Here is a 13374-nt window from a genome sequence, read left to right on the forward strand (position 1 = left end):
GGAAGTCATAAAGCCGCTCGTATCAGGAACTGGAGGAATCAACACCATGAAGCTGCGCACTTGGCCGGTTCGGCTTGTTCTCGGATGCATCGCCGCAGGCGCTCTAATCTACGGCTTAACTCACGGAAAGCTGTCGGAGGAAGAACCGAAGCCGTCGGTCCCTTCCGCGTCGCTATCGATCTGGGTATACAGCAAAGGCTGGGAGGACGCGGTTCGCGCCTTCGGGCAAAGCTACCCTCATATCGATGTCCAAATTCGCTCGTTTCGTTCTTACGAACAGCTGTACACCGAACTGCTCGCGTCGATCTCGGCCGGTGCGGCTCCGCAGCTTGCGGAAGTCCACAGCTTCTACGGCATCGCCCAGCTTGCGGCTACCGGCGCGGTGCTGCCTGCGGGGAGCGTCTTATCCGCAGAGAAGCCGCCCACGATCCCGGCCTTCTCCGCCGCGTTCCGGTATCGGGACGAGGATTGGGCTGTCCCTTTCGGAGGCAGCGTGCCTGTGCTCTACTACCGGGAGGAGCCGTTCAAGCGGCTGGCCGGGCATGCCCCGGCGTTAGGCACCTGGGAGGAGGTCCGGCACACGCTGTCGCTCGCCAAGGAGCCTCCGGGGGAAGAGGTGTCGAAGGGCTACGGGACGATTACGGTGGATAAAGAGCTGCCGTGGTTTTTGGCAAGCCTGAGCTACGCCCCGAAGGAGTCCGGGAGCCCGGCCGCGGAACGGACGCGAAGCGCGCTGGAGCTATGGCGGACTTTGACGCACGAATCCGGGCTGATGAAGCCGTTGCAGCACGATAAGGCGGCGAGCGATTTTATTAACGGCAAGGCCGGCATGTACGTCGGCTCTTCCGATAAGCTGCCCACGATCGAACGCTACATCGGCGGGAAGTTCTCGTTCGATCTGGCGAAGCTGCCCGCTTGGAAGCAAACGGCGCTGCTGCCAGGCGTTCACGGACTGGCGCTATTGAACAGCGACCCGGAGCGGCTGAAGGCGGCGCAGCGCTTCGTACAGGAGCTGACGGCTCCGGAGGCGCAATCGGTTTTGTGGAATACGGCGGGACTGCTGCCGGTGCGCAGGGATGTGCTGGAGAAGCTGGAGGAGGAGCCCGCCTTGAGCGAACGGCTGCGGCGGATGTTGAACTGGCTCCCCTCCTTGGCCGGCCGCGCCCCCCGGTACGACGACTACGAGCGGTGGAAACGGACGGAACGCATGCTGGAGCAGATCGAGCTGAATCCGCAAGAGCCCGTTGAGGACATCGGAATGCTGTACTAGAGTCTTACCACGAAAAAGCAGAGGATCGGGTGGAGGAGAACATGAACATACAAACGTTAACTTTGCAGGGAACCGCCGAATGGAACGAGGATGCGCTGGTCGTCAACCCGGGCGTATCGATGTACGGGGTGCTTGACGGAGCGACCTCTCTGCATCCGTTCCGCGGGCCTGACGGGGAAACCGGGGGATATTTGGCTTCCCGGACGATTCAGCGGTATCTGGAATCGCTGCAGGCGGAAGACTTGAAGGGCATCGACTTAATGGAAGCGGTCGTTCAAGCGAATGTTCGGCTAAGGGAAAAAATGAAGGAAGCAGGAGTCGACTTGACCGATCCGGCGGCGCTGTGGACCAGCGCGTTGGCGGTTGTCCGGATTCACGACCGGTATATCGAATACGCGCAGGCGGGAGATTGCATGATCGCCGCCTCCTATGCCGACGGAACGGTCCGCACCGTATCGCGCGATCAGGTCGCGCACATCGATTACGAGTCCAAGAAGATTTGGGAGGAAGGCCTCCGCACCGGCGTTCAGACGCGGGAAGAGCTGTGGGAGCTGGTGAAGCCGCACATCCGCAATAACAAAACGCGGATGAATACGTTAAACGGCTACTCCGTGCTCAGCGGGCAGCCCGAGGCGAACGACCTCATCGAATACGGACGGATCAACCGCATCCAGCTGCGGTCGATGCTGATCGTGAGCGACGGACTGTTCCCGCCGAAGACGAGCGCCCAGCCGCCAGCCGATGGCATCGGCGAGCTGGTGACGCTCATCGAGAAGATGTCGCTGGAAGGGTATGCGAAATGGCTAATGGATTTGGAGGCGGAGGACAAGGAATGCCGCAAATATCCGCGGTTCAAAGTATCCGACGATAAAACGGCGGTCCTGATTCGCTTTGACGCCGAATAGCACATAGAAGACGGGTGATCCTCCGGGACCGCCCGTTTGTTTATTGTCCGGCCTTTTTCATGAACGCAGCATCGATTTACCAGAAGAAGTCATCGTTCTCTCTATTGAATCCGGGGGCCATTGAATACAATGAGGGGGAAGAACATTCTCAAATCGCTATCCGCATTCGGGGAGGAGCCTTATGAAGCTTTCGTTAAGCATGTGGAGCTTGCACCGTACGGTAAGAGCAAACAGCTGGACGGTCATGGATTTTTTGTCGTTCTGCCGTAAGGAGGGCATCGATTCCGTCGAGCTGTTGAACGTATTTTGGCAAAATCAGGATCGGGAGCTTGACGAGGTCGTTCGCTATTGCAGGGAAAACGGCATCCGGGTCGCCAGCTATGCGGTCGGCAACGATTTTGTCAGCGAATCAGAGGAAAGGCGCTCGGCGGCTTTGCGGGAAATTACGGATGCGTTTCCGGTGGCGAAGGCGCTCGGCACGTCCCTCGTTCGCGTCTTCTCGGGCAGTCTGCATCCCGGAATCGATTACGGCCAGGCGCTCGGCTGGATCGTAAGCGGCTTGTCCGAAGCGGCGAAGCGGGCGGAAGCGGCAGGGATCACGCTGGCTCTGGAAAACCATGGCCAGCTGGCCGGGCGCGGCGGGCAGGTGAAGGACATCTTGGAGCAAGTCGGGTCGAAAGCATTGCGATCGACGTTCGATACGGGCAACTTCCTGCTGGTCGACGAGCACCCTTCGCAAGCGATCGAGCCGCTGCTGCCTTATATTGCGCATGTGCATGTCAAGGATTTCAAGCGGCATCCCGAAGGAAGGTACACATCGCTGGGGGGCCAAACGTTCGAAGGCACTGTGGCGGGCGAGGGCGATACGCATCTGGCTTCGCTGATCGAACGGCTTGAAGCGTCCGGCTATGCCGGAGCGTACGTGCTGGAGTACGAAGGGACGGGCGACGAAGCCGAGGGCGTTCGCGGGAGCTACGCTTTCGTAGATGAATATAACCGCACGCACGGGGAGGAAAGGCCATGATCCGGGAACGGGAGGCGGAGATCGTCATCATCGGAGGCGGCACCGGCGGATGTGCGGCGGCGCTGGCGGCGGCCAGACTCGGGAAGCGGGTGATCCTGACCGAGGAGACGGAATGGATCGGCGGGCAGCTGACGAGCCAGGCGGTGCCGCCGGATGAGCATCCGTGGATCGAGCAGTTCGGCTGTACGCGCAGCTACCGGCAGTTCCGGAACGGCGTTCGCGATTATTACCGGCGGCATTTTCCGCTGACGGCCGCAGCGCGGGCGAATCTGCTGCTGAACCCCGGCAGCGGCGGCGTCAGCCGGTTGTGTCACGAGCCGCGGACGGCCCTCGCCGTTCTGCAGCAGATGCTCGCTCCGTACGTTCACAGCGGACGGTTAACGATCTTGACGAGACATATGGCGGAAAGCGCCGAAACCGACGGGGACCGCGTCGTCTCGGTAACGGTGCGCTGCCTGCGGACCGGGGACCGCACCGTGCTGTCGGCCCCTTACACGATCGACGCGACCGAATGCGGGGATGTGCTGCCGCTGGCCGGAGTCGAATACGTGACCGGAGCGGAAGCCCGCAGCCAGACCGGGGAGCCGCATGCTTTGGACGGAGCGGCCGACCCGCTCGATATGCAGGGCTTTACCTACTGCTTCGCGATGGATTACTTGCCCGGCGAAGACCATACGATCGGGAAGCCCGCCCAATATTCGTTCTGGCGGAACTACCGGGCCGACTTCTGGCCGGATAAGCAGTTAAGCTGGACCGGCGTGCGCCCGTCTACGCTGGAGCCGGTCACTTACGAGCTGTTCCCGGGAACGGAGCGGTATTCGCTGTTTCATTACAGGCAGATCGTCGATAAAACGCACTTCGCCGAAGGAACGTACCGCAGCAATGCGACGCTCGTCAATTGGCCCCAAAACGACTATTGGCTGGGCCCCGTCTTCGAGGTGAGCGAGGAAGAGCGCCGGCGCCATCTGGAGGGCGCCAAGCAGCTCAGTCTGTCGCTGCTGTACTGGCTGCAGACGGAAGCGCCCCGGCCGGACGGCGGGCAGGGCTACCCGGGCCTGCGCCTGCGTCCCGACATCGTCGGCACGGAGGACGGACTGGCGATGTATCCGTACATTCGCGAATCGCGGCGCATCCGGGCCGAATTTACCGTGCTGGAGCAGCATGTGGGCGCTGATTGCCGCCCTGGCGGTCAAGCGGAAACGTTCCGTGATTCGGTCGGCATCGGGGCCTACCGGATCGATCTGCATCCGAGCACGGGCGGGCGGAACTATATCGACATTTCGTCCCTGCCGTTTCAAATTCCGCTCGGCAGCCTGATTCCGATCCGCGTGGACAATCTGCTGCCCGCCTGCAAAAATTTGGGCGTCACCCATATTACGAACGGCTGCTACCGGCTTCATCCGGTCGAGTGGAACATCGGGGAAGCGTCCGGCGCTCTCGCCGCCTATTGCCTTGACAAGCGGCTCAGTCCTCGCGCGGTCCGCGGAAACGCGCAGCAGCTCGCCGCGTTCCAGTCGCTGCTGACCCGGGAAGGCGTGGAGCTGGCTTGGCCATCGGTGCACGCCATTTAATCGGGCGGATCGACCCATTCTGATCTCAAAACGAGGTGTAGCTTTCATGAGCGACAAAATCCATATTGCCGTCATCGGAGCAGGCTCGATCTCGGAACTGCATTTGCGGTCGTACCAGAGCAATCCCCGAGCCGAGCTTGCAGCCATCTGCGACCTGAACGAAAGCCGGGCGAAAGCAAAAGCGGAAAAGTATGGCATTCCGCACGTGTATACGGATTACCGGGAGCTGCTGTCCCGCCCCGATATCGACGCGGTCAGCATCTGCACGTGGAATAACAGCCACGCGGCGATCAGCATCGCAGCGCTCGATGCGGGGAAGCATGTCCTCTGCGAGAAGCCGCTTTGCAAGACGGTGGAGGAAGCGTTAGCCGTGGAGCAGGCCGTGCGCCGCAGCGGGAAGACGCTGCAGGTCGGCTTCGTGCGCAGATACGCGTCCAACACGCGTATTGTCAAGCAGTTTGCGGACAACGGGGAGCTCGGCGACATTTACTACGCCAAGGCGTCCTGCATCCGCAGACTGGGCAACCCGGGCGGCTGGTTCTCGGATAGCGAGCGTTCCGGCGGAGGACCGCTGATCGACGTAGGCGTGCACGTGATCGATCTGTGCTGGTATATGATGGGCAGGCCGAAGGTTAAGTCCGTATCCGGCAATACGTACCGCAGGCTCGGGAACCGCTCCAACATTAAAAACCTTGCGTTCTACAAGGCCGCCGACTACGACGCCGGGCACAACGATGTGGAGGATTTGGCGAACGCCATGATCCGCTTCGAGAACGGGGCGTCCCTGCTTGTGGATGTCAGCTTCACGCTGCACGCCAAGGAAGACGAGCTGACCGTCAAGCTGTACGGCGAGAAGGGCGGCGTGGAGCTGGAGCCGAAGCTTGCGATCATCACGGAGCGGCACGACACAATTTTGAATATCGTTCCGCAGATCAACAACCTGTCGTTCGATTTCACCGCCGGCTTTCAGGACGAGATCGATTATTTCATCGAGGTATGTCAGGGCGTCAAGGAAACGCTCAGCCCGGTGGAGGACGGCGTCGAGATGATGAAGATGCTGTGCGGCATTTACGAGTCCGCCGCTCAAGGCGTTGAAATTCGATTTTAAAATAACGCTTTGCAGAGCGTACGCTGCGCCCGCCTAACCTGGTTATGGCGGGTTTCTATCTTTTACGGAAAGCCGTTGATGGAGCGCAGGAGAGCAGGGGAGGCTGCGGTGAAATGTAACGAATGACATTTTGTGGTATGCTCGAAAAAACATAACTTCTATGGACTAAAGGAGAATCGGGGCTGGTCCTGCAACGGGCCGGAGCCGCAGCAAAAATGAGTTTCCTGCTTCGGACACCGCGTCTTGGCGGTGAATAAACGGAAAAACCAGAAGGGCGGTAGGCGGACACATGAATAAACATTGGATCATCAGCGCCGGTTTAGGAATCATGCTCGGGCTGGGAGCGTTCGTATGGGTGCATTCGCAATCTCTGGTATTCACAGCCTCGCAAAGCAAGGTCGATCTGCATGACATGAGGGCGGAGATCGGCAGGCTGACCGGGCGAAATCCGCAGCTTGCGCTCAGCTCGAACCCGTATAAATATACGGAAAATAATCAAGTGTTCGACCGAATTGTCGGTTACGGCTACGAAGCTTTGCCTCTGATCGAGAAAGAAATGACAAAGGGCGATACGTACGGGCTCGAAAAGGATATTCTCGCTATCGCCGCCGAGCGTATTGCCAAGGTTGACTTGAAACAAAGTCCGTACCGATGGTCCCATGCGGAAGAATTCGTCCGGGCCTGGAGGCTTCACCTGCAAGCCGTTCCTTCAGAGGTCGAGCGGATTGCCGCTTCGGAGCAAAGCAGGGACGAGAAAATCAAGTCCTTGGTCAAGCTTGGCGCCCCGGCCATTCCGTACATCCTGGAGCAGGTGGACCAGGGCCATACGGACATGGCGCCCGCTTTGCGGCAATTAATTCCCGAAAGCGCTGCGGCCGGTCTGAAGGCGGAGGGCGATGCGGCGGCGTACAAGCAATGGGCGCAAGAGCATCAAGAGCAGGTGGAGCTCCTGCGGTCGCTGGTAAGCCAAGCGGTTCGCGAGCCGGAAACGAATAAGCCATCTTAATCCGAAAGTAAGCGGTCAGCCGCATAAGTCCCGCCGTACCAAAAAGCAGGAGAGGTGATTATACGGCTGACCGCTTTTATGGGTCTTAAATTTCATGAAAATTCGTACGATTTTACCTTGTAATTAGTTGATAAAACAGGTAGAATTAAAAGGTATTATTTAGCAATAAATATTATAAAATGGAAACCGGTAAAATCGCCGCATTGTGCCAAAACGAAATGGAGGGAATTCGCATCGGATCGGGAAAGGAACTTCACCTGACAAGGAGTGATCATTGATGAAGTATGCTCAAGTGAAAGGCGAACTGCCAGGGATTTTATCCAGAGAATTATTATCGAACGATGCGGTCGCAGCCTCTTTCGGGAGTCTGCTGCCTTCTGTTATTGAACGAGCGGAAGGCTCTTTGATCCTGGATATCGACGGCAATCAATTTATTGATCTGGCCGGCGGTGTCGGAGCGATGAATGTCGGACACAGTCATCCTCGAATCGTCGAGGCGATTACCGAAGCGGCGCAAAAGTTTACCCATACCGACTTCACGGTCGTTCCGTATGCCTCTTTCATTCGTCTTGCGCAGGAGCTGTGCCGGAGAGCGCCGGGGACAAGCCCGAAGAAAGCTTGCTTTTTTAATTCCGGTACGGAAGCCGTTGAGCATGCGATCCATATCGCCAAAAAAGCGACGAAAAAAAGAGCGGTCATCTGCTTCGAAGGAGCTTTCCATGGCCGAACGTTCATGTCCCTTTCGCTAACCAGCAAAATCAATCCGTACAAAGCCGGTTTAGGCCCTTTTGCTCCGGATGTTTACCGTACCCCCTATCCTTACGTCTACCGCTGGCCCGGTTCCTCAACAACTCCCGACCAGATCGCCGCCGAAGCGTTCTCGCTGTTCGAAAAATTGTTCGTCACCCAAGTTTCCATCGACGATGTGGCTGCGGTCATTATTGAGCCGATCCAAGGCGAAGCCGGATTTATCGTACCCCCCGCCGCCTTTCTCCATCAATTGAACGATTTTTGCAAAAGCCATGGCATGTTACTCATCGCCGACGAGGTGCAGACAGGCTACGGGCGCACCGGTCGCTTCCTTGCCTCGGAATACTTCGGAATTGAGCCCGATATCATCACTTTGGGGAAATCGATTGCCGCAGGCATGCCGCTGTCGGCCATTGTCGGAAGCGCTGACATCATGGACGCTGCGGGACCGGGGGCTATTGGAGGAACCTTCGTGGGCAACCCCGTTTCCTGTGCTGCGGCGCTTGAGGTGCTCAACATTTACGATCAGGATAATTTGGGAGAACGGGCACTTGATGTCGGCAAGCTGTTGACAGACCGGCTGAACGGCTTCCGCGAGCGCTACGAGCTTGTGGGAGATGTAAGAGGAGTCGGCGCTATGGTGGCGATGGAGCTCGTTCTTGACCGCGAGACGAAGCAGCCGGCAGATCGGGAAACGAAGGAGATTATCCGAAGATGCCAGCAAAAAGGGGTCATCCTGTTCAAAGCAGGCATTTACAGCAATGTGATCCGCTTCCTCAGCCCGCTCAATATATTGAAGGAGCAATTAGCCGAAGCCTTGGACATTTTGGAGGAAGTCTTATCCGCCGTGGACGCGGAAGTCAGGTCCCGGCACTACGTTGCCAAATAAAACCGCATCAGCCCGCCTGTAACCGGAAAGGTCAGGCGGGCTTTTATGCGGCTTTTACTTGCGATTGCTCTTGTACCAATCGTTCGCCGCTTTGATCATGTCGCTGCCGCCGCTTGCTTTCCACTGCTCCAGAAATTGGTCATAGGTTTCCAGCGGCTCGGCTCCGGTTACGTACTTGATGAAGGCATCCTCGGCCTGCTTTTGCAGCTTCTGCAAATGTTTCGAGATGTCCGCTATCGGCGGGGCGTAGGTCAGCGCGTCGTAGTATAGGATTCCCTTCGCATTCGTTTGGTACGTTTCATAATACTTCTGGACAAACTCGTTTTTGCGCACGCGCGCCTGCCAGTAGGCCTCGTAATTTTTCTCGTCCGTTCCCGTCAGAAAGTCGCTCCCGAAGTTCCATTCGTCGTTGAACTTTGGCAGGATCGGATAGTACTTGCCATCCTTCACTTCATGGTGTACCCCTTCCTGGCCGATGGCCAGCCCCTTGAAAATCTCCTTCTCCAGCTTGAGGTCCAAATATTTCATCGCTTCCTCTTTATTCGGAGACCATTTGGGGATAGCAATAAACCAGGGAATGCCGCCGGTGCCGACCTGCGCCGGTTTTCCGCTGTCTCCGGTCAGGTAAGGCAGGATGCCGATCTTGGCGTCCGGGAAGTTTTTCGACAGCGCGTTGTTGAGATTGGCGGCGTCCCACCACCCGGACCGGAACATAAACGCCTTGCCGCTCGTGAACTTCTCCAGCAGCTTGTTCGGCTGGTTGATCGCCCATTCCGCGTCAAGCAGTCCCTCGGTGTACAGCTTCTTCATGAACGCGAGGTAATCCTTCGTCTTCGGGTCTTCGACCATATGCACGATTTTGCCGCCCGTCTCTCTCCAGTTCGTGGCCGGACCGTAATACCAGCCGAAGGTGGAGCCGATCTCCGCCTGGAACGGATCTTTGCCCCCGGTCATCGGGATGACGTTCTTCTTCTCCTTGACCGTCTTCAGCACGGCGTACAGCTCGTCGCGGGTCGCCGGAGGCTTCAGCCCCAGCTCATCGAGCCAATCCTGCCGGTACACGAGCGCCGTTCCGGTCGCCACGCCCGAGCTGCTTTCCGGGATGGCGTACAATTTGCCGTTCAGTCTGGCGCCGTTCCACGAGGCCGGGCCGATGACTTCCTGCATGTTTTTGCCGTACTTCCGGATCAAGTCGTCCAGCGGCTCCAGCGCACCGGAGGAAGACAGCTTGGCGTACTGGTTCGCGTTCAGCTTCATGATATCGTAGGGCTCTTTGTTCGCCATGAGCAGGTTCAGCTTTTCATCGGCGTTTTCGACCGGCAGCATATCGTACTTGACGTCGTAGCCGGTTTTTTCTTGCAAGTATTTGCCGACCGGGTTGTTGTTCGGGTCAAACCGGTTGTATTGCAGAAGCTGGCGCAGCTGCGGCTTCGCGGCGCCCGATTTGGCCGGCTCGGGGGCCGGGCTCCCGCCGCCGCAGGCGGCTGCGACGGAAGCGAGCATGGTCACGGACAGGACGGCAGCCAGTTTCTTGATCATAGAAGAACCTCCCTTGGATGGTCTTGGTCGAAGTAAAATACAGAGTGCTTGTTCACTACGGTTATTCCTTGACCGAGCCGACAAGAACGCCTTTGACGAAATATTTTTGCAGGAACGGGTATACGAGCAGGATCGGCGCGGTCGCGAGCAAAATCGAGGCCGCTTGAATCGCTTGCGGCGACGTGTTCATGGCCGCGTCCACGTTAAGGTGTGTGCCGATCTGCAGAAACGTGTCGCTGGAGGAGACGAACAACTCCTTCAAATACAGCTGCAGCGGCTTTTTCTCCGGTGTATTGATGTAGATCAGCGAAGCGAAGTAATCGTTCCAGAACGCCACGGCGTAGAACAGCGCGATCGTCGCCAGCACGGGCAGGGACAACGGCAGCGTGATGCGCCATAAGATCGTCAGATTGCCCGCTCCGTCGAGCTTCGCCGATTCCTCCAGGCTGTCGGGCAGGCTCTCGAAATAATTTTTAAGGATGAGCATGTTGTAAACGCTGATCATCGCGGGAAGGAACAGCACCGGCAGCTTGTCGATCAGCTGCAGGCTTTGCATCAGAAGATAGGTCGGAATAAGTCCTCCGCTGAACAGCATGGTGAAAATGTACATCAGAATGAACCATTTCCGGCCGTGCAGCCGCGGTTTGGATAACGGGTAGGCGGCCAGCGTCGTCATGAACAGCGCCAGCAGCGTCCCTGCGACCGTGACGAACACCGAGACTTGAAACGAGGCGACGAACAGCGAATGGCTCATGACGTACCGGTATGTTCCGATCTGCATGTCGACCGGCAGCAGCATGACGCGCCCGGAGACGACGGCTTCCTCGCTGCTCAGCGATTTGGCGATCAGATTCAGGAACGGAAAAACCGTGGTCAAGCCGAGCAGCACGAAGAATGCGTAGTTCAGCGCCGAGAATACCCGCCCGGCGGGCGAAGCCGACATGCTGCTGCGTGTGCGGGGTGCGGGCTTCGAGCTTTGTAGCATGTTGAACATGAGGCCCCTCCTTTTACCAGATGCCGCGCTTCAAATATTTTCGCGCCAGCCCGTTGCCGGTAACGATCAGCACGAAGGCGATGACGGATTCGAACAAGCCGACCGCCGTGGAGAAGCTGTAATCCTGCTCCCCGAGGCCGATCCGGTAAACGTACGTGCCGATGACATCGGCCACGTGATACACGCTCGGGTTGTACATGACGAGAATCTGCTCGGTTCCCGCCTCCAGTATCGATCCGAGCCGCAAAATGAACATGAGCAGGATGATCGGCACAAGGCCCGGCAGCGTAATGTGCAGCGTCTGCTTCCATTTGTTCGCCCCGTCGATTTTGGCCGCTTCGTAAAGCTGCGGATCGATGCCGGTCAAGGCGGCCAAGTAGACGATCGTGCTCCAGCCGACCTCCTTCCAGCCGGCGGATGCGACGAGCACGGAGCGGAAAGCCTCGCCGTCCAGGAAAAACTTCACCGGCTCCCCGCCGAGTGCGACGATCCACCGGTTCACGACCCCTCCGTTGACCGACAGCAAATCAATGAACAGCCCGCTGACGATCACCCAGGACAAAAAGTGCGGCAGATAGATAATCGTCTGAATGGTGCGCTTGAACAGCATATGCTTCAGCTCGTTCATCAGAATGGCGACGATAATCGGGAGCGGGAATAAAAAAACGATTTTGTATACGGAAATGAGCAGCGTATTGCGGAACACTTGCAGGAAGCCGGAGGAGGTCAGCAGCTTTTCAAAATGCTTGAAGCCGACCCATGGGCTGGCGCTCATGCCGTCGAAGATGTTGAAGTCCTTGAACGCGATGACGATGCCGTACATCGGCGTATATTTGAACAACAACAGAAACAGCAGGCCGGGAATAAGCGCGGCGTACAAGTCCCAGTCTTTGCGGACATCGGCCCAAAGCCGGGTCCGTTTGATTTTGCCGGTTCGCACGCGGTGCGGCACCTCCTTGGTTCAACGACGGTTTGCGGTGCGGGGAAGCTTGATTTGGAAGCTTGATTTCAGTGTAACGGGGGGAGGCCCGGGAGGGTAGACGAGGGCGATGACCTTTTTTGGTAGTTTGATTGTTTTTGGTTGAATGCCGACGGCAGCGGACCTGCGCTATTGCAGGTTGTCATAAATATACCAAATAAAGTAATTAAATTACTATATGTGGATGAATGTGCTTCTTGTAGACTAAAGGAGCAATCCTATTTTAAACCTAAGGAGAGTGGTTAGTGATGAAGAAAAAGTTCGTTTTATTGGCCGTGGCGGCAGCCGTGATGACGGTGTTCCCGACCGCGATAAGCGCGAGCGATGCGACAGGGCGCGCGACAAGCGGAGGCGAATCGGCGTCGATCGAAATGAGCGGAGCGGAAGTGACGGACTTTACGAAAACGGCGACGGCTGCGAAAATCGACGAGGTGCTGGCCAAGGCGCGCCAGGCGGGCAGGGAGAGCGTACAAGCCCAGGGCTTGCAGCGAAGCACGGCTGCGGCTGAGCATACGGTCGATTACACGCTGATCGACGGGAACACCGCCTATTTCTATGAGAAAAGCCCCGTTCAGGCGAAGGAGAAGGTCTACGTCTACGAAGTCGCAGCTTCGGAAGCGGGGAGCGATGCGGGTCAGCGGATGTTGGCCGGCAACCTTCCGGGCGGCATCGGGGGCAGGGCGGTTGTCAATACGAACGGCTCGTACCTCAACACGACGGTGCGGTTGGCGACGCCGAGCCAGCTTACCGGCGCGCCTTCGGGAGCAACCTACACTTATGCGGGCTTTACCGGAACCTCCGGCAGCCAAGCGGTAGAAACCGATATGGGCTTGCAGTACAGCAATGCGTACAATAATCATAAATGGCTGCCTGTGATGGCCGTATTTAAAGGCTCCAAGACATACGGCACGTTTGTGTCGCCTTATAATCAGGTGCAGTACAAGAACGGCTATAAGCCCGGTTCGGATGTAAACCTTACCGCTTACCGGAATCTGAACGGCAGCGTGCGTCTCTCGATGAGCGGCTATGCCATTTGCTCCGACATGACGTGCTCTTCCCAAGCGGATACGTACCTCACGTCGGTTCTGGAGGTGGCGAATGTCAATGTCTCCAGCGTGACCAGGTGGAAAATGCTGGCGACCATTGCCGGCTCCGAAAGCGTGACGGGAAGGAGCTATGCCCAATTTAAAAACGTGAATGTGGATGGCACGGCGCGAAATCCGGTCAAAGATGTGGAGGATTATGCGACCGTCGACGTTTCCGGAAACAGCGCGACGATTACCGTTACCAGATAACGCTTGATTTGTGCGGAATCGAATCGAACAAGTCCTTACCTGCG

The 13374-nt window shown here is 57.6% G+C and carries 11 protein-coding genes; 8 read left to right on the top strand and 3 right to left on the bottom strand.

The features are described from left to right. Window positions 1–46 precede the first annotated feature (46 nt). The 7 genes from PEH01S_RS20215 to gabT all read left to right on the top strand — a co-directional run bounded on the left by PEH01S_RS20215 (window position 47) and on the right by gabT (window position 8523). Window positions 47–1270 (top strand): extracellular solute-binding protein, encoded by a 1224-nt coding sequence (locus PEH01S_RS20215; RefSeq protein ID WP_164827953.1) that lies wholly within the window; start codon window positions 47–49, stop codon window positions 1268–1270. A gap of 41 nt (window positions 1271–1311) precedes the next feature. Beyond that, window positions 1312–2175 carry a protein phosphatase 2C domain-containing protein gene (locus PEH01S_RS20220; RefSeq protein WP_025847974.1) on the top strand — a complete coding sequence of 288 codons (864 nt, stop codon included), beginning with the start codon at window positions 1312–1314 and terminating at the stop codon, window positions 2173–2175. Window positions 2176–2356: 181 nt separating this feature from the next. Next, window positions 2357–3199: a sugar phosphate isomerase/epimerase family protein gene (locus tag PEH01S_RS20225; protein ID WP_127487673.1), complete on the top strand. Its 843-nt coding sequence runs from the start codon at window positions 2357–2359 to the stop codon at window positions 3197–3199. Beyond that, a complete protein-coding gene (locus PEH01S_RS20230) occupies window positions 3196–4770 on the top strand; it encodes an FAD-dependent oxidoreductase (protein ID WP_127487675.1) in 1575 nt (524 codons plus the stop codon). The genes PEH01S_RS20225 and PEH01S_RS20230 overlap by 4 nt, the downstream gene beginning before the upstream one ends. 46 nt (window positions 4771–4816) lie before the next feature. Beyond that, window positions 4817–5878 (top strand): Gfo/Idh/MocA family protein, encoded by a 1062-nt coding sequence (locus PEH01S_RS20235; protein ID WP_127487677.1) that lies wholly within the window; start codon window positions 4817–4819, stop codon window positions 5876–5878. Window positions 5879–6167: 289 nt separating this feature from the next. After that, window positions 6168–6884, top strand: a complete 717-nt coding sequence (locus tag PEH01S_RS20240) for a hypothetical protein (protein WP_127487679.1) — start codon at window positions 6168–6170, stop codon at window positions 6882–6884. 277 nt (window positions 6885–7161) lie between these two features. Next, window positions 7162–8523: a 4-aminobutyrate--2-oxoglutarate transaminase gene (gene gabT / locus PEH01S_RS20245; RefSeq protein WP_127487681.1), complete on the top strand. Its 1362-nt coding sequence runs from the start codon at window positions 7162–7164 to the stop codon at window positions 8521–8523. A 54-nt stretch (window positions 8524–8577) separates the two neighbouring features. Here the strand turns inward: gabT and PEH01S_RS20250 are convergent, their stop codons facing one another. The 3 genes from PEH01S_RS20250 to PEH01S_RS20260 all read right to left on the bottom strand — a co-directional run bounded on the left by PEH01S_RS20250 (window position 8578) and on the right by PEH01S_RS20260 (window position 11996). After that, window positions 8578–10062, bottom strand: coding sequence for an extracellular solute-binding protein (locus PEH01S_RS20250; RefSeq protein ID WP_127487683.1), 1485 nt, complete (start codon window positions 10060–10062; stop codon window positions 8578–8580). Window positions 10063–10123: 61 nt separating this feature from the next. Beyond that, a complete protein-coding gene (locus PEH01S_RS20255) occupies window positions 10124–11005 on the bottom strand; it encodes a carbohydrate ABC transporter permease (RefSeq protein WP_407669453.1) in 882 nt (293 codons plus the stop codon). 64 nt (window positions 11006–11069) lie between these two features. Next, entirely contained in the window at window positions 11070–11996 is a 927-nt protein-coding gene (locus tag PEH01S_RS20260) for an ABC transporter permease (RefSeq protein WP_127487685.1), read from the bottom strand. 287 nt (window positions 11997–12283) lie between these two features. Here PEH01S_RS20260 and PEH01S_RS20265 point away from each other — a divergent pair, with 287 nt between their 5' ends. Then, window positions 12284–13330: a YrpD family protein gene (locus tag PEH01S_RS20265; protein WP_025847988.1), complete on the top strand. Its 1047-nt coding sequence runs from the start codon at window positions 12284–12286 to the stop codon at window positions 13328–13330. Window positions 13331–13374 lie beyond the last annotated feature (44 nt).

The organism is Paenibacillus ehimensis NBRC 15659, from assembly GCF_004000785.1.
GTDB classification, from domain to species: domain Bacteria; phylum Bacillota; class Bacilli; order Paenibacillales; family NBRC-103111; genus Paenibacillus_G; species Paenibacillus_G ehimensis.

What these genes read in the sequence shown, in the direction of transcription:
- PEH01S_RS20240 (WP_127487679.1), top strand. Translation starts at nt 6,168, where the DNA reads ATGAATAAACATTGGATCATCAGCGCCGGTTTAGGAATCATGCTCGGG.
- PEH01S_RS20215 (WP_164827953.1), top strand. Translation starts at nt 47, where the DNA reads ATGAAGCTGCGCACTTGGCCGGTTCGGCTTGTTCTCGGATGCATCGCC.
- PEH01S_RS20235 (WP_127487677.1), top strand. Translation starts at nt 4,817, where the DNA reads ATGAGCGACAAAATCCATATTGCCGTCATCGGAGCAGGCTCGATCTCG.
- PEH01S_RS20255 (WP_407669453.1), bottom strand. Translation starts at nt 11,005, where the DNA reads ATGTCGGCTTCGCCCGCCGGGCGGGTATTCTCGGCGCTGAACTACGCA.
- PEH01S_RS20230 (WP_127487675.1), top strand. Translation starts at nt 3,196, where the DNA reads ATGATCCGGGAACGGGAGGCGGAGATCGTCATCATCGGAGGCGGCACC.
- PEH01S_RS20250 (WP_127487683.1), bottom strand. Translation starts at nt 10,062, where the DNA reads ATGATCAAGAAACTGGCTGCCGTCCTGTCCGTGACCATGCTCGCTTCC.
- PEH01S_RS20225 (WP_127487673.1), top strand. Translation starts at nt 2,357, where the DNA reads ATGAAGCTTTCGTTAAGCATGTGGAGCTTGCACCGTACGGTAAGAGCA.
- PEH01S_RS20265 (WP_025847988.1), top strand. Translation starts at nt 12,284, where the DNA reads ATGAAGAAAAAGTTCGTTTTATTGGCCGTGGCGGCAGCCGTGATGACG.
- PEH01S_RS20220 (WP_025847974.1), top strand. Translation starts at nt 1,312, where the DNA reads ATGAACATACAAACGTTAACTTTGCAGGGAACCGCCGAATGGAACGAG.
- gabT (WP_127487681.1), top strand. Translation starts at nt 7,162, where the DNA reads ATGAAGTATGCTCAAGTGAAAGGCGAACTGCCAGGGATTTTATCCAGA.